Source organism: Raineyella sp. LH-20 (assembly GCF_033110965.1).
Classification (GTDB): Bacteria; Actinomycetota; Actinomycetes; order Propionibacteriales; family Propionibacteriaceae; genus Raineyella.
On sequence record NZ_CP137003.1, the window covers coordinates 3,225,661 to 3,251,927 of the forward strand.

27 protein-coding genes and 1 pseudogene are annotated in these 26,267 nt (G+C 71.5%); 7 read left to right on the forward strand and 21 right to left on the reverse strand.

From position 1 onward, the window contains the following. The 10 genes from argH to pheS all read right to left on the reverse strand — a co-directional run bounded on the left by argH (window position 1) and on the right by pheS (window position 11,620). On the reverse strand, window positions 1-1,452 hold the full coding sequence (argH, locus tag R0146_RS14230; protein ID WP_317690511.1) for an argininosuccinate lyase: 1,452 nt from the start codon (window positions 1,450-1,452) through the stop codon (window positions 1-3). Beyond that, window positions 1,449-1,952: an arginine repressor gene (locus tag R0146_RS14235; protein WP_317690512.1), complete on the reverse strand. Its 504-nt coding sequence runs from the start codon at window positions 1,950-1,952 to the stop codon at window positions 1,449-1,451. Before R0146_RS14235 ends, argH begins: the two co-directional genes overlap by 4 nt. Before the next feature lie 45 nt (window positions 1,953-1,997). Next, window positions 1,998-3,008, reverse strand: a complete 1,011-nt coding sequence (argF, locus tag R0146_RS14240) for an ornithine carbamoyltransferase (protein WP_317690513.1) — start codon at window positions 3,006-3,008, stop codon at window positions 1,998-2,000. Between the two features lies 1 nt (window position 3,009). Continuing rightward, window positions 3,010-4,221 carry an acetylornithine transaminase gene (locus R0146_RS14245; protein WP_317690514.1) on the reverse strand — a complete coding sequence of 404 codons (1,212 nt, stop codon included), beginning with the start codon at window positions 4,219-4,221 and terminating at the stop codon, window positions 3,010-3,012. Window positions 4,222-4,231: 10 nt separating this feature from the next. Then, on the reverse strand, window positions 4,232-5,137 hold the full coding sequence (gene argB / locus R0146_RS14250) for an acetylglutamate kinase (RefSeq protein WP_317690515.1): 906 nt from the start codon (window positions 5,135-5,137) through the stop codon (window positions 4,232-4,234). 78 nt (window positions 5,138-5,215) lie between these two features. Continuing rightward, window positions 5,216-6,367, reverse strand: a complete 1,152-nt coding sequence (gene argJ / locus R0146_RS14255; RefSeq protein ID WP_317690516.1) for a bifunctional glutamate N-acetyltransferase/amino-acid acetyltransferase ArgJ — start codon at window positions 6,365-6,367, stop codon at window positions 5,216-5,218. After that, the gene (gene argC / locus R0146_RS14260) at window positions 6,364-7,392 is read right to left on the reverse strand and encodes an N-acetyl-gamma-glutamyl-phosphate reductase (RefSeq protein ID WP_317690517.1); all 1,029 of its coding nucleotides are present in this window, start codon (window positions 7,390-7,392) and stop codon (window positions 6,364-6,366) included. The genes argJ and argC overlap by 4 nt, the downstream gene beginning before the upstream one ends. 271 nt (window positions 7,393-7,663) lie before the next feature. Then, window positions 7,664-7,987, reverse strand: a complete 324-nt coding sequence (locus R0146_RS14265; RefSeq protein WP_317690518.1) for a hypothetical protein — start codon at window positions 7,985-7,987, stop codon at window positions 7,664-7,666. Window positions 7,988-8,009: 22 nt separating this feature from the next. After that, the gene (gene pheT / locus R0146_RS14270) at window positions 8,010-10,514 is read right to left on the reverse strand and encodes a phenylalanine--tRNA ligase subunit beta (RefSeq protein ID WP_317690519.1); all 2,505 of its coding nucleotides are present in this window, start codon (window positions 10,512-10,514) and stop codon (window positions 8,010-8,012) included. After that, window positions 10,511-11,620 (reverse strand): phenylalanine--tRNA ligase subunit alpha, encoded by a 1,110-nt coding sequence (gene pheS, locus R0146_RS14275; protein WP_317690521.1) that lies wholly within the window; start codon window positions 11,618-11,620, stop codon window positions 10,511-10,513. Before pheS ends, pheT begins: the two co-directional genes overlap by 4 nt. Before the next feature lie 193 nt (window positions 11,621-11,813). On the opposite strand from pheS, the gene bioA reads away from it, so the two are divergent. The 4 genes from bioA to R0146_RS14295 all read left to right on the forward strand — a co-directional run bounded on the left by bioA (window position 11,814) and on the right by R0146_RS14295 (window position 16,168). Further along, window positions 11,814-13,187: an adenosylmethionine--8-amino-7-oxononanoate transaminase gene (gene bioA, locus R0146_RS14280; RefSeq protein WP_317690522.1), complete on the forward strand. Its 1,374-nt coding sequence runs from the start codon at window positions 11,814-11,816 to the stop codon at window positions 13,185-13,187. After that, window positions 13,184-13,876 (forward strand): dethiobiotin synthase, encoded by a 693-nt coding sequence (gene bioD, locus R0146_RS14285; RefSeq protein WP_317690523.1) that lies wholly within the window; start codon window positions 13,184-13,186, stop codon window positions 13,874-13,876. The genes bioA and bioD overlap by 4 nt, the downstream gene beginning before the upstream one ends. After that, entirely contained in the window at window positions 13,869-15,239 is a 1,371-nt protein-coding gene (locus R0146_RS14290) for an APC family permease (protein WP_317690524.1), read from the forward strand. Before bioD ends, R0146_RS14290 begins: the two co-directional genes overlap by 8 nt. A gap of 128 nt (window positions 15,240-15,367) precedes the next feature. After that, the gene (locus R0146_RS14295; RefSeq protein ID WP_317690525.1) at window positions 15,368-16,168 is read left to right on the forward strand and encodes a hypothetical protein; all 801 of its coding nucleotides are present in this window, start codon (window positions 15,368-15,370) and stop codon (window positions 16,166-16,168) included. A 75-nt stretch (window positions 16,169-16,243) separates the two neighbouring features. Here R0146_RS14295 and R0146_RS14300 read toward each other — a convergent pair whose 3' ends face one another. The 5 genes from R0146_RS14300 to R0146_RS14320 all read right to left on the reverse strand — a co-directional run bounded on the left by R0146_RS14300 (window position 16,244) and on the right by R0146_RS14320 (window position 19,393). Next, on the reverse strand, window positions 16,244-17,071 hold the full coding sequence (locus tag R0146_RS14300) for a TrmH family RNA methyltransferase (protein ID WP_317690526.1): 828 nt from the start codon (window positions 17,069-17,071) through the stop codon (window positions 16,244-16,246). A gap of 31 nt (window positions 17,072-17,102) precedes the next feature. Beyond that, window positions 17,103-17,489: a 50S ribosomal protein L20 gene (gene rplT / locus R0146_RS14305; protein WP_317690527.1), complete on the reverse strand. Its 387-nt coding sequence runs from the start codon at window positions 17,487-17,489 to the stop codon at window positions 17,103-17,105. Window positions 17,490-17,531: 42 nt separating this feature from the next. Beyond that, window positions 17,532-17,726: a 50S ribosomal protein L35 gene (rpmI, locus tag R0146_RS14310; RefSeq protein ID WP_317690528.1), complete on the reverse strand. Its 195-nt coding sequence runs from the start codon at window positions 17,724-17,726 to the stop codon at window positions 17,532-17,534. A 32-nt stretch (window positions 17,727-17,758) separates the two neighbouring features. Next, complete coding sequence (gene infC / locus R0146_RS14315; RefSeq protein ID WP_317690530.1) at window positions 17,759-18,508, reverse strand: translation initiation factor IF-3; 750 nt, start codon at window positions 18,506-18,508, stop codon at window positions 17,759-17,761. A gap of 222 nt (window positions 18,509-18,730) precedes the next feature. Then, window positions 18,731-19,393 (reverse strand): SseB family protein, encoded by a 663-nt coding sequence (locus tag R0146_RS14320; protein ID WP_317690531.1) that lies wholly within the window; start codon window positions 19,391-19,393, stop codon window positions 18,731-18,733. A 105-nt stretch (window positions 19,394-19,498) separates the two neighbouring features. Here R0146_RS14320 and R0146_RS14325 point away from each other — a divergent pair, with 105 nt between their 5' ends. Further along, window positions 19,499-20,053 carry a hypothetical protein gene (locus tag R0146_RS14325; protein WP_317690532.1) on the forward strand — a complete coding sequence of 185 codons (555 nt, stop codon included), beginning with the start codon at window positions 19,499-19,501 and terminating at the stop codon, window positions 20,051-20,053. A 282-nt stretch (window positions 20,054-20,335) separates the two neighbouring features. Here R0146_RS14325 and R0146_RS14330 read toward each other — a convergent pair whose 3' ends face one another. Next, on the reverse strand, window positions 20,336-20,755 hold the full coding sequence (locus tag R0146_RS14330; RefSeq protein ID WP_317690533.1) for an Hsp20/alpha crystallin family protein: 420 nt from the start codon (window positions 20,753-20,755) through the stop codon (window positions 20,336-20,338). Window positions 20,756-20,965: 210 nt separating this feature from the next. Between R0146_RS14330 and R0146_RS14335 the strand changes: the two genes are divergently transcribed. Beyond that, window positions 20,966-21,499 (forward strand): hypothetical protein, encoded by a 534-nt coding sequence (locus tag R0146_RS14335; RefSeq protein ID WP_317690534.1) that lies wholly within the window; start codon window positions 20,966-20,968, stop codon window positions 21,497-21,499. Next, window positions 21,499-22,326 (forward strand): Cof-type HAD-IIB family hydrolase, encoded by an 828-nt coding sequence (locus R0146_RS14340; RefSeq protein ID WP_317690535.1) that lies wholly within the window; start codon window positions 21,499-21,501, stop codon window positions 22,324-22,326. The genes R0146_RS14335 and R0146_RS14340 overlap by 1 nt, the downstream gene beginning before the upstream one ends. 138 nt (window positions 22,327-22,464) lie before the next feature. Here R0146_RS14340 and R0146_RS14345 read toward each other — a convergent pair whose 3' ends face one another. The 5 genes and pseudogenes from R0146_RS14345 to R0146_RS14365 form a co-directional block, all read right to left on the reverse strand. Further along, window positions 22,465-22,914: a PH domain-containing protein gene (locus tag R0146_RS14345; protein ID WP_317690536.1), complete on the reverse strand. Its 450-nt coding sequence runs from the start codon at window positions 22,912-22,914 to the stop codon at window positions 22,465-22,467. A 17-nt stretch (window positions 22,915-22,931) separates the two neighbouring features. Next, on the reverse strand, window positions 22,932-23,792 hold the full coding sequence (hisG, locus tag R0146_RS14350) for an ATP phosphoribosyltransferase (protein WP_317690537.1): 861 nt from the start codon (window positions 23,790-23,792) through the stop codon (window positions 22,932-22,934). Between the two features lie 65 nt (window positions 23,793-23,857). Further along, window positions 23,858-24,121: a phosphoribosyl-ATP diphosphatase gene (locus R0146_RS14355; protein ID WP_317692421.1), complete on the reverse strand. Its 264-nt coding sequence runs from the start codon at window positions 24,119-24,121 to the stop codon at window positions 23,858-23,860. A gap of 60 nt (window positions 24,122-24,181) precedes the next feature. Further along, window positions 24,182-25,417 (reverse strand): annotated as a pseudogene (gene mshC / locus R0146_RS14360) (cysteine--1-D-myo-inosityl 2-amino-2-deoxy-alpha-D-glucopyranoside ligase); the annotation flags it as partial. A 10-nt stretch (window positions 25,418-25,427) separates the two neighbouring features. Then, complete coding sequence (locus R0146_RS14365) at window positions 25,428-26,219, reverse strand: Rv2133c family protein (RefSeq protein ID WP_317690538.1); 792 nt, start codon at window positions 26,217-26,219, stop codon at window positions 25,428-25,430. Between the last annotated feature and the right edge of the window lie 48 nt (window positions 26,220-26,267).

Sequence of the window (26,267 nt, forward strand, 5' to 3'; positions counted from 1 at the left end):
CTATCGAGCCAGGAACTCCCGGGCCGATCCCATCTCGCTCGCCAGCTCCTCGAGCTGCGTACGGACCGCCGACTCCGCTGTGCCACCGCGGGCCGCACGGGAGGCGATCGCCCCCTCCACGCTGAGCACCTGGAGCACGCCCTCGCCGAGCTCGGGCGCGATCTGCGGCAGGTCCTCGGGGGTCAGGTCGGGCAGGTCGATGCCGGCCTGCTCGCAGTACCGTACGGCCGCACCGGCGATCTCGTGGGCCTGGGCGAACGGGACACGCTGACGCACCAGCCAGTCGGCGACGTCGGTGGCCAGCGAGAACCCGCGAGGGGCGAGCTCCTCCGTACGTTCCGGATGGAAAGTGAGGGTGGCGACCATCCCGGCCATCGCCGGCACCAGGACGCGCAACTGGTCGAGGGAGTCGAAGATCGGCTCCTTGTCCTCCTGCAGGTCCCGGTCGTACGCGAGCGGCAGGCCCTTGAGGGTGGCGAGCAGGCCGGCGAGGTTGCCGATCAGCCGGCCGGCCTTGCCGCGGGCCAGCTCGGCGACGTCCGGGTTCTTCTTCTGCGGCATGATGCTCGAGCCGGTGGACCACGCGTCGTCCAGGGTGGCGAAGCCGAACTCCACCGTGCACCAGGTGATCACGTCCTCACTGAGCCGGGACAGGTCGACGCCGACCTGCGCCAGGACGTACGCGCACTCGGCGACCTGGTCGCGGGCCGCGGTGCCGTCGATGGAGTTGGCGACCGAGGAGGCGAAACCGAGGTCGGCCGCGACCGCCTCCGGATCCAGCCCCAGCGAGGTGCCGGCCAGCGCCGAGGAACCGTACGGGCTCACCGCCAGGCGCTTGTCGAGATCGCGCAGCCGGTCGATGTCACGCACCAGCGGCCACGCATGGGCCAGCAGCTCGTGGGAGAGCAGGATCGGCTGGGCGTGCTGCATGTGCGTACGCCCCGGCATCGCCACTCCCAGATGCCGGTCCGCCTGGGACCGCAGTGCCTCGATCACCCCCAGCAACTCCTCGGCGACCACCCGGATCTCGTCGCGCAGGTAGGCGCGGATCAGGGTGGCGATCTGGTCGTTGCGGGACCGCCCGGCGCGCAGCCGGCCGCCGAGCTCGGCGCCGACGACGTCCATCAGGCCGCGCTCGAGGGCGCCGTGGACGTCCTCGTCGCTCGGCGCCGGACCGAACTCCCCGGTGCTGACCCGGCGGTCCAGCTCGTCCAGACCGGCGAGCATCGCGGCGTGCTCGGGACCGGTGAGCAGGCCGGCGCGGTGCAGGGCGTTGGCGTGCGCCTTCGACCCGGCGATGTCGTAGTGGGCGAGCCGCCAGTCGAACTGCGTCGACTTGCTCAGCGCGAACATCGCCTCGGCCGGGCCGCCGCTGAACCGGCCGCCCCACAGCATCCCCTCCCCGGCGTGGACGGGACCGGACGACGACGCGGCGGAGGTGGGCTGGGTCATGGGTTTCCTCCCAGGGAGAGCAGGCGGGCGGCGATGTCCTCACCGCCGGAAGGGTCACGGGTGATGACGGCGACGGTGTCGTCGCCGGCGATGGTGCCGAGGATCTCCGGCCAGGCCGCACGGTCCAGCACGGAAGCAAGGTACTGCGCCGCCCCCGGCGGCGTCCGCAGCACGACCAGGTTGGCCGAGGCGGCCGCCGAGACGAGCACGTCGGCGCACATCCGCGCCAGCCGGTCGTCGGCCTCCGCCGGGCGCGGGCGCAGGCCGGGCACCGGCCCCTCGTTGGGGACCCGGTAGACCGTCTGGTCGCCCTCCCGGACCCGCAGAGCCCCCAGCTCGACCAGGTCGCGGGACAGCGTCGACTGGGTGACCGCCAGGCCGTCCGCGGCCAGCAGGTCGGCCAGCTGGGTCTGCGAGGAGACCGGGCGGGCGGTGAGGATCTGGCGGATCCGGGACTGGCGCGCCGTCTTCGTCAACGGCACCCGGGCGGGTTCGTTCATCGGGGCACCTCGACGATCAGCAGGGCACGGATGGCGGGACGTGCTTCAGTGCCGAGCAGCAGTCGCGGCGGGATCTGCCGACCCGGCGGCGGGCGACGTGGGCACAGCCGACCCGGCGGCCGACAGGGCGCCGGGCAGACCAGCGGCCGCGGCCATCAGGTCGAGTACGGCCTTCTGGGCGTGACGGCGGTTCTCCGCCTCGTCCCAGATCACCGACTGCGGCCCGTCCAGGACCTCTGCGGTGATCTCCTTGCCGCGGTAGGCCGGCAGGCAGTGCATGACGATGGCGTCCTGGGCGGCCAGCGCCATCAGCTCGGCGTTGATCTGGTAGGGCCGGAACACGGTCTCCCGGCCCTCGCCCGACATGCCCATCGACACCCAGGTGTCGGTGACCAGCACGTCGCTGCCCTCGGCGGCGGCGCGGACGTCGGAGGTGACGCTGACGCTGCCGCCGGTGGTCGCGGCGATCCGTTCGGCGCGGGCGACGACCTCCGGGTCCGGCAGGTAGCCCTCCGGGCCGGCGAGCCGGACATGCATCCCGGCCAGCGCCATCCCGAGGGCGTACGAGTTGCCCATGTTGTTGGCCGCGTCACCCAAGTAGGTGAAGGTGAGACCGCGGGTGCCGCCCTTGTGCTCACGGATCGTCTGCAGATCGGCGAGGATCTGGCAGGGGTGGTACTGGTCGGTCAGCGCATTGATCACCGGGACACCGGCGTACGCCGCCATCTCCTCGACGCGCTCCTGGCCGGCGGTCCGCCACACGATCGCAGCGACGTGACGGCCGAGCACCCGGGCGGTGTCGGCGATCGACTCGCCGCGGCCCATCTGTGAGGCGTTGCCGTCGAGGATCATCGGGTGGCCGCCGAGCTCGGTGATGCCGACCTCGAAGGAGACTCGGGTCCGGGTCGACGCCTTGTCGAAGATCACCGCGACCGTACGTCCCTCGAAGGGGCGGCTGGCGGTCGGGTCGGCCTTGAGGGTGGCGGCGAGGTCGAGGACGGCCGACTGCTCGGTTGCGGTCAGGTCGTCGTCGGCCAGGAAGTGGCGCAAGGTCATGTCAGCCTTCCAGAAGGGTCGGGAGGACGGCGACGAAGGCGTCGATCTCCTCGGTGGTGATGATGAGCGGCGGGGCGAGGCGCAGCCGGTTGGGACGCGGGGCGTTGATCAGGAAACCGGCCGCCAGGGCCCGGTCGCTCACCGCGGGGGCGATGTCGCGGGCCAGCACGATGCCACGCAGCAGTCCGGCACCGGTGACCTCGACGATGTCGGGATGTCCGAGGGCCAGCACGGCCTCGGCGAGATGGTCCCCCATCGCCTGGACGTGCTCCAGCAGGCCGTCGCGCTCGATCACGTCCAGGACGGTCAGGCCGGCGCGCGAGGCGAGCGGGTTGCCACCGAAGGTCGAGCCGTGCGAGCCGGGGCCGAGCAGGTCGGCGGCCGGGCCGGTGGCGATGCAGGCGCCGATCGGGATGCCGGCGCCGAGGCCCTTGGCGAGGGTGACCACGTCGGGGGTGATCCCCGACGGCAGGTAGGACAGCCACCGCCCGGTGCGGGCGATGCCGGTCTGCACCTCGTCGATCCACAGCAGAGCGCCGTGCTGGTCGGTGATCCGCCGGGCCGCGCGCAGGAAGTCGTCGGAGCCGACGATGACGCCGCTCTCCCCCTGGATGGTCTCCAGGACGACCGCCGCGGTCTTGTCGTCGACCGCCTCGGCCAGGGCCGCCTCGTCGCCGTACGGCACGAAGACGACGCCGCCGGGCAGCGGCTCGAACGGCTCGCGGTAGGCGGCCTTCGACGTCAGGCTGACCGCCCCGAGCGTACGACCGTGGAAGGAACCCTCCATCGCGACGATCTTCGTGCGCCCCGTACGCCGGGTGAGCTTGAAGCCGGTGTCGTTGGCCTCCGAGCCGGAGTTGCAGAGGAACACCCGCGCCGGCGTGCCGGGGGCGTTCGCCGTGACCATCGCATCGAGCCGCTCGGACAGCTCCACCTGCCAGGGGCTGGTGAAGAGATTGGAGATGTGGACCAGCGTGCCGGCCTGGTCGCTGACCGCCGCGACGACGTCGGGGTGGGCGTGGCCGAGGGAGTTGACGGCGATCCCGCCGAGCAGGTCGAGGTACTCCCGTCCGTCGGCGTCCCAGACCCGGCAGCCCTCGCCGCGGACGAGGACCCGCTTGGGCATGCCGAAGTTGTGCATGTAGGCGTTCTCATAGCGGTCCAGCCAGCCGGCCTGGTCCGTCGTCCCGCTCGTCCCGGTGGGTTCGGTCATCCTCGTCACCTCAGTCATCGATGTTCTCCTTGTCCGCGACGACCATGGTGCCCATGCCCGCATTGGTGAAGATCTCCAGCAGCAACGCGTGCGGCACCCGGCCGTCGATCACCGTCGCCCGGTTCAGGCCACCGCGGACCGCCCGCAGACAGGCCTCCATCTTCGGGACCATCCCCGAGGCGAGCCCGGGCAGCATCTCCTCCAACTCGGAGGCGGTGATCTCGGTGATGATGTCCTCGCTGTCGGGCCAGTCACGGTAGAGGCCCTCGACGTCGGTGAGCATCACCAGCTTGTCCGCCTTGAGCGCGACGGCCAGTGCCGAGGCCGCGGTGTCGGCGTTGACGTTGAGCACCTGCCCGTTGTCGTCCGGCGCGACCGTCGCGACCACCGGGATGCGTCCGGCGTCGATCAGGTCCTGGATCGCGCGGGGACGGACGTGCACGACGTCGCCGACCAGACCGAGGTCGACGGCCTCCCCGTCGACGCTGGCCGTGCGCCGCTCGGCCCGGAACAGCCCGGCGTCCTCCCCGGAGGACCCGACGGCCAGCGGCCCGTGCTGGTTGACCAGTCCGATCAACTCGCGGCCGACCTGGCCCATCAGCACCATCCGGACGACCTCCATCGTCTCCGGCGTGGTCACCCGGAAGCCGCCGCGGAACTCCGAGGGGATGTCCAACCGCTTGAGCATCGCCGAGATCTGCGGACCACCGCCGTGCACGACGACCGGGTGGACGCCGCAACGGCGCAGGAAGACGATGTCCTCGGCGAAGGCCCGCTGGAGGTCCTCGTTGATCATCGCGTTGCCGCCGTACTTGATCACGATGGTCCGGCCGGTGTAGCGATCAATCCACGGCAGCGCCTCGATCAGGATGGACGCCTTGTCGGTCAGCGTCAGCGCCTCGACCGCCTCACTCATCACAGCCCCGTTCCTCGGCACAGGCTCGTTCCTCGGCACAGGCTCGTTCCTCGACGACGTCGGTCGGCACGGACGCGCTCACGAGGAGTACTCCGCGTTCTCCTTGACGTAGTCGTACGTCAGGTCGTTGGTCCACACGGTCGCCTCGGTGTCGCCGGCATGCAGATCCACCAGCACGTCCACCGCCCTCGGGTGCAGGTCGACCAGCTCGCGGGGCTCGCCGATCGCGCCGCCGCGGCAGACCATCACCCCGTTGAAGGCCACGTCCACCTGGTCCGGCTCGTACGCCGCGCTCGTCGTGCCGAGGGCGGAGAGCACCCGGCCCCAGTTCGGGTCGTTGCCGAAGATGGCGCACTTGAAGAGGTTGGAGCCGGTGATCGAGCGGGCCACCTGGACGGCGTCGGCCTCGGAGGCGGCGTTGACGACCCGGACGGCGATGTCGTGGCTGGCGCCCTCGGCGTCGCCGATCAGCTGCTGGCCCAGGTCGTGGCAGACCTCGGTGAGTGCGGCCCGGAAGGCTGCGGCATCGGGGGTGATGCCGGAAGCGCCGGAGGCGAGGGCCACCACGGTGTCGTTGGTGGACATGCAGCCGTCGGAGTCGAGGCGGTCGAAGGTCAGCCGGGTCGCCTCGCGGAGCGCGGGCTGCAGCTGCTCGGCCGGGACGACGGCGTCGGTGGTGATCACCACGAGCATGGTGGCCAGTCCTGGGGCGAGCATCCCGGCGCCCTTGGCCATCCCGCCGACGGTCCAGCCGTCGACCGTACGGGCGGCCTGCTTGGGCCGGGTGTCGGTGGTCATGATCGCCTCGGCCGCGGCCAGGCCGCCGTCGGTGGACAGTCCTTCCGCCGCAGTCGCCACACCGTCGAGCACGGCGTCCATCGGGAGCCGTACGCCGATCAGGCCGGTGGAGCACACCACGACGTCGCCGGCGGAGACGCCGAGCGCCTCGCCGACCTGCTCAGCGGTGCGGTGGGTGTCGGCGAAGCCGTCGGAGCCGGTGCAGGCGTTGGCACCGCCGGAGTTGAGCACGACCGCGTCGATCCGGCCGTCGGCGATCGCCTGGCGCGACCAGGTGACCGGGGCGGCGCAGATCCGGTTGGAGGTGAACACGCCGGCCGCGTCGAAACGGGGGCCGTTGTTGCGGACCAGAGCGAGGTCCTTGCGGCCGGAGGCCTTGATCCCGGCGGCGATGCCGGTGGCAGTGAATCCCTGGGCGGCGGTGACACTCACGGGGCGACTCCGATCAGTGGGAGGCCGGTGGTCTCGGGCAGACCGCAGGCCAGGTTCATGGACTGGATGGCACCGCCGGCGGTGCCCTTGGTGAGGTTGTCGATCGCCGACACGGCGACCAGCCGGCCGGCCGCCTCGTCGACGGTGACGTTGACGTGCACCACGTTGGAACCGACGATCGCGGCGGTGGCGGGCCAGGTGTTCTTCGGCAGCACGTGCACGAACGGTTCGTCGGCGTAGGCAGCGACGTACGCGTCGTACGCCTCGTCGGCGGAGACGCCGTGGATCGGTGCGGTGACCGTGGACAGGATGCCGCGCGGCATCGGCACCAGCAGCGGCGTGAACGACAGGCTGGGGTGGGTCGCGCCGAGGCGGGCCATGTTCTGCAGGATCTCCGGGGTGTGCCGGTGGACGCCGCCGACACCGTACGCGCTGGTGGAGCCCATCACCTCGGAGCCGAGCAGGTGCGGCTTGGCGGACTTGCCGGCCCCCGACGTGCCGGACGCCGACACCACGACGACGTCGTGGCCGTCGACCAGGCCGGCGGTCAGCGCCGGAAGGATGGCGAGGGTGGCGCCGGTCGGGTAGCAGCCGGGCACCGCGATCCGCGTGGTCGCGGCGAGCACCTCGCGCTGGCCGGGGAGCTCCGGCAGGCCGTACGGCCAGGTGCCGGCATGCGGGGTGCCGTAGAACGTCTCCCAGGCGAGCGGATCCTCCAAACGGAAGTCCGCGCCGCAGTCGACCACCACGGTGCCGGGGTCGAGCTGGGCGGCCACCGCGCCGGACGTGCCGTGCGGCAGCGCGAGGAAGACGACGTCATGGCCGCGGAGCGCGTCGACGGTGGTGTCCTCGATCCGTCGGTCGGCGAGCGGGGTGAGGTGACGCTGGTGCTCGCCCAGCGTCGAACCGGCCGACGAACCGGCCGTGAGGGTCCCGATCTCGACGTCGGGATGGCCGAGCAGCAGGCGGAGGACCTCCCCGCCGGCGTACCCGGTGCACCCGGCTACAGCTACGCGCAATGACATGCGCATAACTATGCCACAACATGAATGAATATGCAGCTGGTTGGAGGGATTCAGCAGGCAGCAGGCCGGAGTGCTCCGCAGACCGTACCCGTCGTGTTCATTCCCGCACGGGCGACCGAGTGGGAATGAACACGACGGGTACGGTCTGGATGCGGGGGCCGGCAGTCCCCGGGCAGAGACGATGGCTTGCCGGCCTCGGGCGGTGAGCAGCGGCCGTTGTCGGCCAGCGGGAGCGGCCGTCAGCGGGAGCAACGATCAGCGGGAGCGACGATCAGTAGCGCGCAGCGACGGCTCGGCGTCGTGCGACATGGGCCAACCAGCCCATCACGATCGCCAGGGCCGCGTTGACCACCAGGTAGACCACCCCGAAGGGCGAGGACCCAGCCGTCAGGTTGACGACCAGCGGACCGACGGCGACCAGGGCCGCCGCGGCGTACGCCCCGGACACGCTGCGTGCCAGGACGTACGCCACGACGCCGACCGCCGCCGCCCAGAAGACCAGCGCCGCCCACAGGCTGAAGGAGAAGCTCCCCACCGCCAGCAGCAGTGCGTAGAGCCCGTAGACGGCCCAAGCGACCCTGATGGCGACGGTCATCGACCGGCCCTGATCGCGGGGCTCATGCCCGCTGCACCGCCCCCAGCTCGGTGGCCACGGCCGCGACCGCGGCGTCCCGGGCGGCGATCGCCTCCTTGTCCTTCAGGGTGCGGTCGGCGGCACGGAAGCGCAGGGCGTACGCCAAGGACTTCTTGCCGGCCGGGATCTGCTCGCCCTCGTAGACGTCGAACAGCCGCACCGACTCCAGCAGCTCGCCGGCGCCGCGCACCAGCGCGGCCTCGACCGCGGCCGCGGGGACCGTGCTGTCGACGATCAGGGCGACATCCTCCTTGGCCACCGGATGGGTGGAGATCGCGGTGACCGAGCCGCCGGTGGGGGCGAGCTCGATCAGCAGGTCGAGGTCCAGCTCGGCGGCACAGGTGCGAGCCGGCAGACCGAAGGCCTCGCAGACCGTCGGGTGCAGTTCACCGGCGTGTCCCACCACCTGCCCGTCCACCGAGAGCTCGGCGCACCGCCCGGGGTGCCACGGGGCGAGGGCGACAGCCGTCCGGGTCAGCCTGAGCCCCAGCGTCCCGGCGGCGGTCTCGGCGAAGTGCACCGCGTGCACCCAACCGACCGGTTCGCCCTGGCCCGCCCATCCGGCAGGCCGCCAGGTGCCGGCCAGGACGCAGGCGAGATGGCGGGGCTGCACGGGAAGAGCAGCGGTCAGCCGGGCGATCTCCGCCTCGCTGGGCCGCTGAGCGACCGACAGTCGCGGCGCGGCGGGCCGGTCGGCTCCGCGGAAGACCTCACCCTGCTCGTACAGGGCCAGGTCGTCGAGGCCGCGGGAGGTGTTGCGCGCAACAGCGCCGAACAGCCCCGGGAGCAGCGTGGAGCGCATCGCCGGCTGGACGTCGGACAGCGGGTTGGCGAGCCGGACCAGGTCGCGGCGCGGGTCGTCGGCGGGCACGCCCATCTTGTCCAGGTCAGTGTCGGCGAGGAACGGGAAGCTCAGCACCTCGGTGTAGCCGGCGGTCGGCAGCGCGGTGTCCAGGGCACGCCTGGCCCGCTGCGAGGCGGTGAACCCGCGCCCGGACGGAGCCGGTGGCAGGACGCCCTCGATGGTGTCCAGGCCGACCTTGCGGCCGACCTCCTCGACATAGTCGTACGGGTCGACAAGGTCGGGGCGCCAGGTCGGCGGGGTGAGGGTGAGACGGTCACCGTCCCGCTCGACCCGGGTGCCACCACCCTGCAGGTAGCGGATGGTCGCCTCCTCGGACACGTCGGTGCCGAGGATCCGGGCGGGCAGGTCGAGGTCGATGGTCTGCACCGGCGCCGCCGGCACCGCGCCGACGATCGTCTCGGCGGTGTCGAGGGTGGCCCCACCGAACTCGACGAGCAGGGCGGCGGCCCGGTGGGCGGCGGCGTACGTCGCGTTCGGGTCGACACCGCGCTCGTTGCGGCGGGCGGCCTCGGAGGCCAGGCCGTGGCGACGCGAGGTGCGGGCCATCGACAGCATGTCGAAGTGGGCCGACTCGAGGATGATCTCGGTCGTCGTCTCGCGCAGCTCGGTGTGCTCCCCGCCCATCACGCCGGCCAGGCCGATCGGCCCGGAACCGTCGGTGATCAGCAGGTCGGCCGGGTCGAGGGTGCGCTGCACCCCGTCCAGGGTGGTCATCGTCTCGCCGGGCTGCGCCCGACGGACCACGATGCCGCCGCTGAGGGCGGCCGCGTCGTACGCGTGCAGCGGCTGGCCGGTCTCCAGCATCACGTAGTTGGTGACGTCGACGCCGAGCGAGATCGGACGCATCCCGCTCAGGGCCAGCCGGCGCTGCATCCAGCGCGGGCTCGGGGCCGCCGGGTCGAAGCCGGTGAGCCGCAGCGCCACGAAGACCGGGCAGCCGTCCGCGTCCTCGACGGTGACCGGGAAGCCCGCGTCGCTGGGGGCAGGCACATCGCGATCGATCACGTCGGTGAACGCCGCACCGGTCGCCTCGGCCGCCTCGCGGGCCAGGCCGCGGATCGACAGACAGTAGCCCATGTCGGGGGTGACGGCGATGTCGAGGACGTCCTCACGCAGGTGCAGCAACGGCTTGGCATCCTGGCCGACGACCAACGGGCGCCCCTCGTCGTCGGTGGCGCCGAGCACGATGATCCCGTGACCGCCGTCGTCACCGAGGCCGAGCTCGGCGGACGAACAGATCATCCCGTCGGAGAGGTGACCGTACGTCTTGCGGGAAGCGATGGCGAAGTCGCCGGGCAGCACGGCACCGGGCAGCGCGACGACGACCAGATCGCCGGCGACGAAGTTGTGCGCGCCGCAGATGATGCCGCGGTTGCCGGTCTCCGGGTCGTTGTGCTCGCCGACGTCGACATGACACCAGTTGATGACCTTGCCGTTCTTCTGCGGGGTCTTCTCCAGGTCGAGGACCCGACCGACCACCACCGGACCGGTGACGTCGGCGCCGGCCGACTCCACCTGCTCGACCTCGTGGCCGTACGTGATGAGTTCCTCGGCGAGCTCGCGGGCCTCGAGGGCCTCGGGCAGTGCGACGTACTCGCGCAGCCAGGACAGCGGGGCCTTCATCGGGCACCTCCCAGGAGAGAACGGCTGAAGCGGATGTCGCCCTCGATCATGTCGCGCATGTCGGCGGCGTCGTTGCGGAACATCAGGGTCCGCTCGATCCCCATGCCGAAGGCGAAGCCGGAGTAGACATCGGGATCGACCCCGGCCGCACGCAGCACCCGCGGGTTGACGACCCCGCAGCCGCCCCACTCGATCCAGCCCTCGGAATTGCAGGTCCGGCAGGGTCGCTCCGGGTTGCCCACAGACTCGCCGTGGCAGACGAAGCACTCCAGGTCGACCTCGGCGCTCGGCTCGGTGAAGGGGAAGTAGTTGGGACGCATCCGGGTCTTCACGTCGCCGAACATCGCCCGGGCGAAGTGCTCCAGGGTGCCGCGCAGGTGGGCGAAGGTGATGCCCTTGTCGACACACAGGCCCTCGACCTGGTGGAAGACGGGCACGTGGGTCGCGTCCAGTTCGTCGGCCCGGTAGACCTTGCCTGGGCAGATGACGTAGATGGGGGGTTCCCGGTCGAGCATCGTACGCACCTGCACCGGCGAGGTGTGGGTGCGCAGCAGGGTGTTGTTCTCCACCGGCGCCAGGTAGAGGGTGTCCTGCATCTGGCGGGCGGGATGGTCGGCGTGCAGGTTGAGGGCGTCGAAGTTGGTCCACTCGGCCTCGGCCTCGGGTCCCTCGGCGATCTCCCAGCCCATCGCCACGAAGACCTCGGCGATCCGGTCCATCAGGCCGGTGATCGGGTGCACCGCACCGGCGGGGGCCAGCTCGACGGGCAGCGTGACGTCGACCCGCTCCTCGGTGAGGACCCGTTCCAGTTCGGCGGCGCGGACGACCTCTTCGCGGGCCTTGAGGGCCTTGTTGACCTCACCACGGGCCTTGCCGATGCGCTGACCGGCTTCCTTGCGGGCCTGCGGCGGGAGCGCACCGATCTCGCGATTGGCGAGAGCGAGAGGCGAACGGTCTCCGGTGTGGGCGATGCGCGCGGCCTTGAGATCGGCGACGGTCACCGCCCCGGCAAACGCCGCCGTGGCCTCGGCAACCATCTGCTCGAGCGCCTCCGACTGCAGCGGCGTCGTTTCCACCGGGTCATAGTTCGTGTTCGGCCCTGACATGGGCTCCCCTCGCGTTCCGTACGGTCTCGGCACCGTGCCGATACCCCGGCCAAGTCTAGAAGCCAGGGACATCGGCGGCGAACCGGTGGGACCCACCCGGGGCAAGACCGACGACATGAACACTGTTCAAGACGACCTGAACAGTGTTCAATCACGGTGTTACGGTGACGCCGTCCTACGTCCGAGGAGCCCGATGTCCCTGTCGCCGACCACCGCCACCGCAGTCCGTCCCAGCACCTGTCCGCCGCCACCTGCCGACGACCTGATCCGGCGCGACCGGGCCCGGCTCTGGCATCCGTACGCCTCCACCACCGCCCCCGGACCGCTGCAGGCGGTCACGGATGCCGAAGGCGTCCGTCTCACGCTGACGGACGAGGCGGGCGTCTCCCGCCGTGTCATCGACGGCATGAGTTCCTGGTGGTGCATGATCCACGGCTACCGCCATCCGGTGCTCGACGCGGCGGTGCACGAGCAGGCCGCGCGGTTCACCCACGTGATGTTCGGCGGCCTCACCCATGCGCCGGCGGTGCAGCTGGCCGAGTCGCTCGCGGACCTGGCACCCGGCGACCTCGACCGGGTGTTCCTCGCCGACTCCGGGTCGGTGACGGTGGAAGTGGCCCTCAAGATGGCCCGGCAGTACCAGATCAGCCGCACGCAGGCGGTGGGCGGCCGACTCACCCGCACCCGGTTCGCCGCCCTGGAGGGCGGCTACCACGGCGACACCCTGGGGGCGATGAGCGTGTGCGACCCGGTGACCGGCATGCATGCCGCATTCGCGGACTCCCTGCCCCGAGAGCTCTTCCTCCCCCGCCCGCCCCGCCTCGGCGCGGCGCCCGAGGCCGTGGCGGTCTGGGCCGACCGGGTGCGGACCGTGCTGCACGACCACCGGGACGTCCTGGCCGGTGTGATCTGCGAACCGGTCCTGCAGGGCGCCGGCGGCATGTGGTCGTACGATCCGGAGGCCTTGCGGGTGCTCCGCGAGGTCACCCACGCGTACGACCTGGTCCTCGTCGTCGACGAGATCGCCACCGGCTTCGGGCGCACCGGCCCGCTCTTCGCCTCCGAAGGGGCCGGGATCGTGCCCGACGTGCTGTGCGTGGGCAAGGCGATGACCGGCGGCTACCTGACCCAGGCGGCCGTGCTGACCAGCGACCGATTCGCCCGGGCGGTCAGCGCCGGTCCACAACGCGCACTGATGCACGGCCCGACCTTCATGGCCAACCCGCTGGCCAGCGCGGTGGCTCTGGCCAGTCTCGAGCTGATCCGGGCGGGCGCCTGGCGGGCCCAGGTGCCCCGGATCGAGCAGCGCCTGGCGGCGGGCCTCGCGCACCTCACCGACTCCCCGATCGTCACCGACGTCCGGGTCCTGGGCGCCACCGCCGCCGTCGAGCTCGACCATCCGGTCGACCCGTGGATCGCCGCCCGGGCCGCCCTCGACGCCGGGGTCTGGCTGCGGCCCTTCGGCCGCCTCGTCTACACCATGCCGCCCTACATCGTCACCGACGACGACATCGCCACCATCACGGCCGCCATCGCCGCGGTCGTCCACGCCGAGGAGGCACGATGATCATCCTCGAACCGGGCGTCACCATCGTCACCGGGACGGGAACCGATGTCGGCAAGACCATCGTCACCGCGGCCCTGGCGGCGACGCTGGAGGCTGCCGGCCGGCATCCGGTCCTGGTCAAACCCGCCCAGACGGGTCTGGTCGCGGGCGCGCCGGGTGACGTCCACGAGGCTGCCCGACTCGCCGGCATCCCTGCCGATCGCCGCCACGAGTTCGTACGCCTCCCGGAGCCGCTCGCTCCCACCACTGCGGCCCGCCGCGCCGGCATCACCCCACCGACCGTCGCGGAGCATGCCACCGCCATCGCCGCACTGGCCGAGCAGCACCCGACCGTCCTGGTCGAGGGCGCCGGTGGGCTGCGGGTAGGACTCGACGCCGCGGGCGACGGCCTGGTCGAGCTCGCCGCCGCCCTCGGCGCACGGGGGCACCGGCCACGCTTCGTGGTCGTCGCCCGGCCCGACCTCGGCACCCTCAACGTCGTACGCCTCACCTGTGACGCCATCCGCGACAACGGCGGCACCGTCGCCGGCGTGGTGATCGGCTCCTGGCCCGACGAACCCGACCTCGCGATGACCTGCAACCGTGCTGAGCTCGCGGCGGCGGCCGGCGCTCCGCTGCTGGCGGTCCTACCCGCCGGCCTCGGGGCCTGCACGCGCGTCGACTTCCTCGAAAGGGTCTCCCGTGCTTGACACCACCCCCGGTCCCGTGTCGTCCGAGCAGGACGACGCCGCACTCCTGCGTCTCGGATACCGGCCCTCACTGGGGCGCAGCCTCGGCATCGGCGCCATCCTCACCTACGGCCTGTTGTTCTTCGTCCCGATGGCCCCGGTCGCCGTGTTCGGCTACGTCGCGACGATGTCGCACGGTGCGCCGGTCCTGGTCTACCTGGTGGCCGCCCTGGTGATGGGCCTGTCGGCGATCAGCTTCCGCGAGATGGCCCGGCGATTCCCGGTCGCCGGGTCAGTCTACGGCTACACCCGGCTGTCCACCGGTCGCCACCTCGGCTTCGTGGCGGGCTGGCTGGTGCTGCTGGACTACCTGCTGATGCCGGCCACCCTGGTCGTACTCGCCGCGGTGGCACTCGAGAAGGTGCTGCCCGGCGTCCCGGTGTGGGCCATCGTGGTGGGCTTCATCCTGGTCTCGATGGGGCTCAACCTCGCCGGCATCACCGTCACGACGCGTGCCGGCGTGGTGCTCCTCGCCGTCCAGTTGGTGGTCCTCCTCGTCTTCGGGGCGTACGTGGTGCGGGCGCTGGCCGCCGGGCACGCCGAGCCGGCCCTCGCCGCCGTCTGGCACCCCGGTGTCGACGTCGGCGCGGTCCTCGGGGCCGTCTCGATGGCAGCCCTGAGCTATCTGGGCTTCGACGCGGTGAACACGCTCAACGAGGAGGCCCGCGGCGGCGGCCGCACGGTCGGGCTGGCCACCGTCATCCTGCTGGTCACCATCACCGTGCTGTTCTGTGCGGAGGTGTGGGCGGCGGCCCTGGTCACGCCAGTCGCCGACCTGGCGGAGACCGACGTGGCCCGTGCCTTCTACCTGGCGGTGGAATCCGTGGCACCCGGCTGGTTCAGCACGGTGTTCACCCTGACCAGCGCGGTGCTGGCGATCTTCTCCTGCCTGGTGGTGGCCCATGCATCGACCGCCCGGCTGCTCTTCGCCATGGCGCGGGACGGGGTGCTGCCCTCGGCCCTGGCCCGCACCGACCGGCGCGGAGGGCCGTACGTCGCTGTGCTGGTGGTGTCGGCGGTCGCACTGGGCCTCGGGCTGGCCCTCGCCGGCCGGTCCGCGCTGGCGACCTCCCTGGTCACCTTCGGCGCCCTGGGGTCCTACGTCCTGCTGCACGTCTCGGTGATCGTCCGATGCTGGTGTCAGGAGCGGAGCGGCCGCTGGCTCACCCATCTCGCGGTGCCCCTGCTCGGCGCCGCCGCACTGCTGGCGGTGCTGTCACGGACCGCTCCGTTGACCCGTACGGTCGGCCTGCTCTGGCTGGCCGCGGGCGGGATCGGCTACGCACTGTCACTACTGCTCCGCTCGAAGGCTGCTCGTGGCTGACCTCCGCACCGACCCTGCCGCTCGGGCCGGCGATCCCCCCGACACCCTGCGGCACGGTGACGCCCGACGCGGTTTGTCTGCGACCTCTGCCGCCACTACGGTCGAGGTGACTATCCCCAGGAGGCGACATGGGTCAGGACGACCAGCCGACGCAGGCCTTCGGTGAGCCCGGTCGCTCCCCCGGATCGCCCACCGGCGGCGGCCCGACGCGCCGGAGCGGCGACGAACAGCAGACGCACGTGTTCGGCGGCTCCGACCAGGCCACCCGCGCCTTCCCCGGTCCGGCCGCACCGAGTGGGACCGGCCCGGCCCGAGCGTACGACGCAGGCCAGGGCGGACCGTCGTACGGCGCCGGGGAGACACCCACCGCTCAGTACGGCGCCGATGCCACCCGGGCCGCTTCCGCCGCGGACGAAGCCGACACGGGTCGGCTGCCGAGCTACCACGAGGGTGTCGACGACCAGCCGTACCGGGAGGTGCGGCACAGCTTCTACGACGCGGACTACGTGGCCCGACAGCAGGCCCAGGCCTACAACGCCCAGCCGTACGGTTCGCCGTCCTCCATCCCCCAGCCGGGTCAGCAGCCTCCGGGGGAACCACCGGTCGCCCCGCCGGCCCCCGAGGACGAGCGGCGGGGCCGGGGTCGGGCGCGGCTGATGCTGGCGCTGGGCATCGTCATCGGTCTGGTGGTGATGGGCATCGCGGCAGCCGTCCGGGACGCCACCCGCACTCCGGAGCCGGTCCCCACCGTGACGGCCACGGCCACCGTCACCGCGACCAGCACGGTCACGGTGACCCGCAGCCCGGTGATCAGCGTGCCGACCCGGTTGCCGAGCGTCTCCGCGCCGGTCCAGCTGCCGAGCACCTTCCCGAGCTTCCAGTTCCCACGGATCCCCGGTCTCAACGGCGGCGACAACGGCAACGGCTGACACAGACGACCGATCGCCCCGCCCCGACAATGTCGGAACGGGGCGATCGGTGCGTTCGCGAGCGTACGGCGGCCGTCAGGCCCCGGCGCGCTGGGCAGAGGCGGTGCTCCACAGGCAGACCGCGGCGGCGGTGGCCAGGTTGAGGCTCTCGGCCCGGCCCCAGATCGGCACCCCCACTACGGCGTCGGCCAGTGCGGCGTCCTCGGTCGGCAGCCCCCACGCCTCGTTGCCCATCACCCAGGCCGTCGGGCGGGCGAGCCGGCCGGTGGCCGCGTAGTCCTGCAGGTCGGCGCCGCCGCCGTCGGCGGCGAGCACCTGCAGCCCGGTGTCCCGCAGCCTCCCGGTGACCTCGTCGAGGCCGACGCCGGTGACGATCGGCAGGTGGAAGACCGATCCGACGCTGGCGCGGACAACTTTGGGGTTGGTCCATTCGACCGAGCCCTTGGTGCAGACGACGGCCTCGGCACCGAAGGCGTCGGCGACCCGGACGACGGCGCCGAGGTTGCCGGGATCACGGATCTGGGCGCAGACCAGCACCAGCCGGGGCGCCGCGGACACGACGTCGTCGAGGGTCGCCTCCGGCGTTGTCACCTGGGCGACGATCCCCTGCGGGGTGACCGTGTCACTCACGGTCGCGATCAACCGGGAACCCACCTCGTACACCGGGATGTGGTGGTCGAGCGCCAGATCGAGCAGGTCGGCATGCCGACCTGCCAGGTCACGGTCGACCCAGACGGCGACGGTGGCGCCGTACGTCACGGCTTCGCGCACCGCCTGGCGGCCCTCCGCGAGGAACTCACCGTCCTCCTCGCGATGCTTGCGGGTGGTGAGACGACGGACCGACCGGACCCGGGCGCCCGAGGGCTCCTGGGGTCCGGCCGGTCCGTTCTGCGCCGGCGTCATCCGACGGCCGGGATCATCGCGGCCGCGGACATCAGGCGGCGACGGTCTCCGCGGCCTCGACGGCCGGCTGGTTGTCCTTGGCGAGCTGGACCAGCTTGGCGAACGCCGGGGCGTCGCTGACGGCCAGCTCGGCGAGCATCTTGCGGTCCACCTCGATGCCGGCGTTCTTCAGACCGGAGATGAAGCGGTTGTAGGTCATCCCCTCGGCGCGGGCCGCGGCGTTGATGCGCTGGATCCACAGCTTGCGGAAGTCGCCCTTCTTGGCGCGACGGTCGCGGAAGCTGTAGACGCCGGAGTGGAGCAGTTGCTCCTTGGCCTTGCGGTACGAGCGGGAGCGCTGGCCGCGGTAACCGGACGCGCGGTCCAGGACCTCACGACGCTTCTTCTGCGCGTTCACAGAACGCTTGACGCGTGCCATGGTGGTATCTCCTTCAGTTCAAAAAGTCAGGGTGGGGGATGCTCACTTGCCGAGCAGCTTCAGGGCCTTCTTGGCATCGCCCGTCGGCAGGATGGCATCGCCGGTCAGGCGGCGGGTGCGCTTGGAGGGCTTGTGCTCGTTGAGGTGCATCTTCCCGGCCCGGCGGTGCTTGACCTTGCCGGAACCCGTCAGCTTGAACCGCTTCTTAGCACCGGAGTGCGTCTTCATCTTCGGCATCGTTGTGCTCCGTTTCTATCGCCCTGTGGCGATCACAGGTCGATATCGGGGTCCATGTTGTCGGCCGGACCCTTCTTCTTCTTTTTCTGGCCTTCCTCGGCCCGCGCACGCGAGGCGGCCTGCTCCTCGCGCTCGAGTTCCACGTCGGCCGCACGCTCGGCGGCCTTCCGTTCCTTGTCCTTCTCGTGCTCGACGCGCGCCTGCGTCTTCTTGCGCGTCGGGGCCAGGATCATCAGCATGTTCCGCCCCTCCTGCTTCGGAGGGAACTCGATGGTGCCGAACTCCTCGACGTCCTCGGCCAGCCGGCGGAGCAGGTTGAACCCGAGCTCCGGTCGGCTCTGCTCGCGACCGCGGAACATGATGGTGATCTTGACCTTGTCGCCACCCTTGAGGAAGCGGACCACGTGACCCTTCTTGGTCTCGTAGTCGTGGTCGTCGATCTTCGGTCGAAGCTTCATCTCCTTGACGAGGGCGTTCGACTGATTGCGACGGTTCTCGCGCTCCTTCTGAGCGTTCTCGTACTTGAACTTGCCGTAGTCCATGAGCTTGACCACGGGCGGCTTGGCCTGGGCGGCCACCTCGACGAGATCGAGCTCCGACTCGCGGGCCAATCGCATGGCATCTTCGATGCGTACGATCCCCACCTGCTCTCCGTTCGGTCCGACCAGGCGGACCTCCGGGACACGGATGCGCTCATTGATGCGCGGTTCAGTGCTGATGCTTCCTCCAAATTCGCGGTGCTCGCAGGGTTTCGACCCGGGGATACGACGAAGGCCCCGCATCGCGGGGCCCTGAAGGAACGCGTGGCATCGCGACGCCCACACCCGGAACGGTGGGTGATGGCTCCGCGTCCACACGACCTACCCGACGACCGGTGCCCGATCCAGGGGATCGAAAGCGTCGTACGGGTGGGAGATCAGGTCCCCACTTGTGGATCCGGCAGGCAGCCGAATCGGTCGGCGTCCAGTGTAGCGAAGGGCTGGACGAATCCCTAATCGCAGTGGTCAGTGCCGGTGATCATCGCCGTGCGGGTGATCGTGTCCGTGACCATGCTCGTGCGGGTGCTCGTGTCCGTGATGCCCATGATCGTGCGGGTGCTCGTGTCCGTGATGCCCATGATCGTGGTGGTGTCCGGAGTCCGTCTCCTCGGCGGACTCGTCCCGGGTGGCCAGCCAGCCGAAGCCGTCCTCCAGCCGGACCAACCGACGGCCGCGGCCGAGGTTGGTGAGCAGCGGCTCCTCGAGCGCCATCGGCACCGGACCCTGCAGGTCGATCAGCAGGGTGCCGGCCCCGGACATCACCGCCGCCTCGGCGACCCGGTCGAGGGTCGCCGGGATCGGGCGCGCCTGCGGGTTCCAGGCGGCCAGCGAGTCCACCCCGGTGAACGCCAGCATCGCCTTGGCGCCGTCCGCCTGCTGCAGCAGGACCGCCGACATCTCCGCATGCCGGTCGGGATCGGGGCCGTCCGGGTGCAGGTTCTCCCCGGCGGAGACGATCGGGATGAGCAACCGCGACAGGCACAGGTCGACGACCGCCTGCAGGTAGGCCTCCTGGTCGCCACTGCCGGCGGCGGCCATCACGTCGCGCAGCCCCTGGGGTGCCGACCCGTCGTCCTCGGCGAACTGCTGGTTCGTGTCGCCGAGCAGGTGGTCGTGATGTGCGGTCATGGTGCCCAAGCGTAGAGGATCCGCCCTCCCCGACCATCGCCTAGCCTGGACGACGTGACAGACGCCCGCAGACCGCGCCGACCCGGGTCCCTCTCGCCCGCCGCCATGGAGGCACTCGGCGGACGGACCGACCCGATCGAGGCACTGCATGCCGCGCACGAGTCCGCCGCGGTCCTGCTGCACGCCGGGCGGGCCTCGGGCGACCCGGCGGTGACCGAGCGTCTGGTGGCCCTGGTCGACGACATCGGGCTGGACACCCTTGCCGACCTGTGGGCTCGGCGCCCGGCCCGTACGCTCCCCGGTGCCCTGTGGCGGCTCTACGTGGTGCACACCTGGGTGCTCACCGATCCGTACGGAGCGGCCCGCGAGTACGCGGCCGGCATCCGGTTCACCGAGCCCAACCATGCGGTCGCCGGGGCCGGCGATCCGACCGGCCCCGACGAGGTGCGCCGGGTGACCGACGAGATCCTTCGCGGCGTCTTCGACGGCGACTTCGCCATCGCCCTGGAACGCGCCGCGGCCTTCTGCCACGTCGTCTCCTCCGGCCGCGCCGACGTGTCGTCCGGGCCCGAGGCCGCGGTCCAGGCGGCCCGGATGCAGACGATGGCGGAGGACCTGGCCGCCTGCGCCCGGCTGTGGCGCTCCGGCGAACTGCACTGAGCCGCTTCGTCACGTTCCGAGGGCGACGGTCCGGACCCCGGAACGCGTCGCTCCCTCCCGTCGCGTACGCTCCGCAGACTCGCCGGGCACGCCCCGGACCGGATGGTCCCCGGTTTGGGATCGCCTGCCGGGGCGACCTATCCTTTTGCACGCGTCGGGCCGTGGTAGCCCCGGGCCTCAACTTCTGCCGCTGCGAGCGGCCACTCGCCGAGAGGCGCTCCCGGTCCGACGCACTGCTTCACCGGTCCGACGCGCCCCCGGTCCGATCAGCCGCGGGCCCGATCAGCCGCGGGTCACCGGCACCTTCCGGCCGCCTGGTGACGGTTCCTCCCCCACCGGCACCCGGATCTCCAGCACACCGTCGGTGTAGCTCGCGGTGACGTCGGCCTCCGTGGCCCCTTCCGGCAGGGTGATGGTCCGGTTGAACGCGCCGTAGCGGAACTCCGAGCGGTAGGAGTCCTTCGCCTTCTGCTCCGTACGTTCCTCCCGATGGGCCCGGATCTGCAGCTTGCCACCCTCGACCGAGATGGTGACGTCCTTGTCGGGGTCCAGCCCCGGAGCCTCGGCCCGGATCACCAGGGTCTTGTCGTCGAGGTACTCCTCGACCCGCAGCAGCGCCTCTTCCTCCTCGGTCTCGAAGAACCGCTCGACCAGATCCTGCAGATCGGGCCAGGCCGGCCGAGGACGTCGCACGAGCGCCATGATGAACTCCCTTCCGCGCCGTCGCGGACGGCGCCGTTGCCGTTGTAGGGTCTGTCCGCACAGGCCCCGATTCCAGCGTCGGCCCGCTCCCGGCGACGGTCAAGCGATTCCGGGAACGGACCGACCCGACCGGCGGGATCACCCTGGTCGGAGCCGGCGGGCCCGCCCTCGGGTCGCGGCGCCGTCGTACCCCGCGGGTAGGCTGACGTCATGAATCCCACGGACATCCTGCTCTCTGCGACCCTCACGCTGGTCCTGATCGGGCTCGTGTACGCGTTGGTCAGCTGGCGTGCCGGCTACGGCGCCGGCCGCATCCTGGAAGGCCTCGGCCTCGTCGCGCTCAGCGTCGGTCTCTTCCTCTCCGGCCTGATGAAGCTGGCGTACGACCTCATCGCCGCGCTGATCGGCTGGGGCATGGCGCTGGTGTGGACTCCTCTGGTGGCCACCGGGATCGCCGCCCTCGTCCTTGCTGTGGTGCTCTGGCTCGTGTCCGGGGCGCTGAACCGCCGCGGTGTCGGGGTGCGGACCAAGGAGGCCATCCAGGCCCGGCGCGAGGAGCGCAGGGCCGCCCGGGCGGCCAAGGGTAGGCCGGGCGCTACGCCGGCGCGAAGCGCCTCCGGCGGCACGCCGGCCTCCACCAGCCGTTCCACCGCGGCGACGGGCGCCGCGCCGACCGCCGAGAAGAAGTCCGGCGACGAGTTCGACGAGATCGAGGACATCCTTCGCAAGCGGGGGATCAGCTGATGCCGGCCCGATTCTCCTGGTCGCCCCGGCTGGTGGCTTTCGACGTCGACGGGACGCTGCTCTCGTCCGACCATGACATCCTCGACAGCACCCGGGAGGCCATCGACCAGGTGCGTGCGGCCGGCGCCACCGTGATGATCGCCTCCGGCCGACCGATCGCCGGGATCCGGTTCCAGGTCGCCCGGCTGGGTCTGCCGACCGACGGCCTGGTCCTCTCCGGCTGCAACGGTGCCGTGATCGAGGATGCGACGACCGGTGAGGTGATGGCCTCCTGGCCCGTCCCCGCCCCGGTGGCGGCCCGGATGTACCGCGGGCTGCGTGGACTGCCGGTCGCCACCCTCGTGCCGGTCGGCGGGGACGTCTTCATCGAGGAGGCCGACGGCTACATGGTGCACGTCGAGGCCCACGCCAACGGCACCCGTGAGGTGCTGGTCGACGACCTCGCCACCGCCGCCCCGACCCCGCCGAAGATCCTCGTCTCGGCCCCGTACGACGTGCTGGTCGAGCACCGAGCGACGATCGACGCCCTCGGTGGTGTCGATGTCGAGACCTGCTTCTCCTCCACCTACTACTACGAGGTGAACGCGGCCGGAGTGAGCAAGGGGGCCGCCCTCGCCGCCTTCTGTGCCGCCGAGGGCATCCCGCTGGACCGGACGGTCGCGTTCGGCGACAACGAGAACGACATCTCCATGATCCGCGCCGCCGGGGTGGGCGTCGCGATGGGCAACGCTATCGACGCCCTCAAGGCGGTCGCCGACGTGGTGACGGCCAGTAACGACGACCACGGCATCGCGCAGGTGCTGGGCGGGATGACCGTCCCGGCCTGAGCCCGCCGGCCGGGTCGGCCGCCCGGCGTACGGAGCGGCCGCCTGGCGCATGGAGCGTCGACCACGGCCTGCCGCCGGACGGGCCGGTCAGGGACGGTGCCTGATCAGAGACGGTGGCTGATCAGGGACGGTGGCTGATCAGGGACGGTGGCTGATCCACAGCTCCTGCAGTCGGGCGGCGTTGAGTCGGGCGCGGTCGCCGTCCGGCGCCTGGATGGCCATCACCATCCGGCGCTGGGCGTCGCCGTCGCGATCCCGCCGGAAGGTGAAGACGTACACCCAGGGGTCGCCCTCCTCGAACCGGATGTCGGAGATCTCGTGCCAGGCGTACCGGTGCCGGATCACCCCGGTGGTGATCGTCACCCCCTCCTCGGTCGCCACGACCGACGAGAGCCCCAGTCCGAGCACGAAGACGACGATGACGAGCAGAGTGACGAGGATGAGCGCGAGCTCGGGCCAGGTCGCCTGTTGTCGAAGTTCCGGGTCCAGGAGGAACCAGGTCACCAGCGGGCTGCCCAGCATCAGCGCCGAGACCACGATGGCCGCAGCCAGCATGGCCCGCGACCGGACCCGGAGCAGCACCGGCATGGTGGCGGCTCCCCGCCTCAGAGGCGGCACGCCGCCAGGTCGGTGACCAGGATGGCCCGGGCGCCCAGGTCCCACAGGTCGTCCATCACCAAGTGGGCGTCGGCGGCCGGCACCATCGCGCGGACCGCAAACCAGCCCTTGCGGGCCAGCTCGGAGACCGTCGGGGACTCGAAACCGGGCGTCAGTGCGAGCGCCGCCTCCAGCTTGTCCTCGGAGACGTCGTAGTCCATCAGGACGTACGCCCGGGCCACCAGCACGCCCTCGATCCGCTGCACGAAGTGGTCGAGGCCCTCTGGGACGTCGCCGTTGCGCTGCACGAGGATGGCCTCGGACTGCATGATCGGCTCGCCGAAGACCGCCAGGCCGGCACGCTTGAGGGTGGATCCGGTCTCCACCACGTCGGCGATCGCGTCGGCGACGCCGAGGCGAATGGCGTTCTCCACCGCACCGTCGAGGCTGATCAGCCGGGCCGACATCGACCGCTCGTCCAGCCAGGTCTGCACCAGACCGGGGTAGGAGGTGGCGATCCGCTTGCCGTCGAGCTCCTCGACGGTCATCCGCTCCTCGCTGGGGGCGGCGAAGCGGAACCGGGTCCCGCCAAAGCCGAGGGCCTTGATCTCGGTCGCCGCGGCACCGGAATCGAGCAGCATGTCGCGCCCGGTGAAGCCGATGTCGAGGGTGCCCTCTCCGACGTAGATGGCGATGTCACGGGGCCGCAGGTAGTAGAACTCGACCCGGTTGGCCTCGTCGACCACCATGAGTTCCTTGGACTCGGTGCGCTGCCGGTAGCCGGCCTCGCGCAGCATCTGCATCGATGCCTCCGACAGGGATCCCTTGTTCGGGACGGCGACCTTGAGGAACGGACGTTCAGAGTTCACGGCCCCACCCTAATGGGGGCGCCGCGGCCCGCCCAACCCGGAAGCGTGGGCGGAACGACCGGCGCTCACAGCTTGCGGTAGACGTCCTCGAGCGTCAGGCCGGTGGCGATCATCATCACCTGGGCGTGGTAGAGCAGCTGGGAGATCTCCAGCGCGGTGGCGTCCTTGCCCTCGTACTCGGCCGCCATCCAGACCTCGCCGGCCTCCTCGATGATCTTCTTGCCGATCTGGTGCACACCGGCATCGAGCTCGGCGACGGTGCCGGAGCCGTCCGGGCGGTTGACCGCCTTGTCCTGCAGTTCGGCGAATAGGCTCTCGAAGGTCTTCACGCGATCGAGACTAGCCGACGTACGCTGCGGACCCCCGCCGACGCCAACAGCGACACCGAGCAGGGCGTCCGCGGCCAGCAGCAGCAGACCGGGCGCCGAAGCGTCGGTCCCCTCGCCCGCCAGCGCCGCCGCGGCCCAGGCGTCGACCGCGGCCAGCGCGGCGGGGGCGTCCAGGTCGTCGCGCAGGGCGGCCCGGACGGCGGCCACCGCGGCGGCGCCGTCCGGGCCGGCCGGTGCGGCGAAGGCCCTCCGCCAGGTGTCCAGCCGGTCGATCGCTGCGAGCAGGCCCGCATCGGTCCAGGACCAGTCGGCGCGGTAGTGGTGAGCGAGGATCGCCAGCCGGATCGCCATCGGGTCGACCCCGGCGGCGGTCAGCCGGGAGACCAACACGAGGTTGCCCCGCGACTTCGACATCTTCTCGCCGTCCAGACCGACCATGCCGGCGTGCACGTACGCCCGGGCGTAGCGGTGGCCGGTGGCGGCGCGGCCCTCGGCGGCGCTCATCTCGTGGTGCGGGAAGGCCAGGTCGGAACCGCCGCCCTGGACGTCGAACGTCTCGCCGAGGTAGTGCTGGGCGATCACCGAGCACTCGATGTGCCAGCCCGGCCGGCCGGCACCGAGGCGGCTGTCCCAGGAGGGCTCGCCGTCGCGGGCCATCCGCCAGACCAGGCAGTCGAACGGGTCGGCCTTGCCGGGCCGATCGGGGTCACCGCCGCGCTCGGCGAAGATTCCGCGCGCCTCGTCCTCGGACAGGTGTGAGATGGCGCCGTAGTGCGGCACCTGACGGGAGCGGAAGTACCAGTCGGCGGCCTCGACGCCCGGCGCCCCGGGGTCGAGCCGGTAGACCAGGCCGCGCTCGCCGAGCGCCTCCACCGCGTCCACGACGAGCGGGATCGCCTCGACCGCACCGATGTAGTGGCGCGGCGGGAGCACCCGCAGCGCCTCCATGTCGGACCGGAAGAGGTCGGTCTGGTCGACGGCCAGCGCGGTCCAGTCCACGCCGGTCGCCTGGGCCCGCTCCAGCAGGGGGTCGTCGATGTCGGTGACGTTCTGCACGTAGTGGACGTCGAGGCCGCGGTCATGCCAGGTCCGGTTCAGCAGGTCGAAGGCGACATACGTAGCCGCGTGGCCCATGTGCGTCGCGTCGTACGGGGTGATGCCGCAGACGTACATCCGGGCCTCGCCCGACTCCGGCCCCACCGGCAACAGACCGCCGGTGGCGGTGTCATGGACACGGACGGGCGCACTCCCGTCACCGGGGACCGACTGCAGGGCGGGGGAGCTCCAGGCACGCATGGACGGGACTTTACAGCGGCGGCCAAGGGATCGACGGCCAGGTGTCCTGCGGACCGGGAAGGGCCCCGGCGGCCAGCAACGCCTCGGCGCGGACCACCACCGCAGCGATCTCGGCACCGGTGAGCAGCCCGTCGAGCACCTCGCCGGCGACCGTACGTGTCCGTTCCAGCAGCGCCGTCTCCTCGCGGTCCAGGCAGGCACCGGCCCAGCCCCACAGCACCGTACGGAGCTTGGGCTCGACGTGGAAGCACAGACCGTGGTCGCAACCGAGCACGCTCCCCTGGCTGGGCAGCAGGTGGACGCGCTTGCGGTCGGCGTTGTTGCTCACCGCGTCGAACAGCGCCAGCCGACGCAGCCTGGGGTCGTCGCGGTGCACCAGGGTGACGTCGCGTCCGTACGCGTCGACGGCGTCGACGACGCCGAGCCAGCCCGGCGGGATCCGGTCGGCCGGCGCGAGCCCGACCAGGTCCTCGAGGTCCTCGTCGATCTCCACCCAGGTCTGCACCGCTCCCTCCCCGGCCGAGGAACGGACCAGTCGGGTGGTCGGGACGACGTCGAAGCCGGCTGCCGCGGACAGCGCGTACGCCGCAGCCTCGCGCGCCGCCAGGGTGCCGTCGGGAAAGTCCCAGAGCGGCCGCTCCCCCGCCACCGGCTTCCAGACGCAACGGACCGGCGCCTCCCCGACGCCGACGGCGTCGACCTCGGCCAGGTAGGTGGCGTTGGACGCCGTACGGATCCGGCCGAGCACCCGCAGGGTCGGTGTGGGTCTGTCGAACAGCGTTGTGGCGAGGGCGGGGTGCATCAGGTCCGTCCTTGCCGACCGGAGGCCCGGCCATCCTCGACGCGGCGC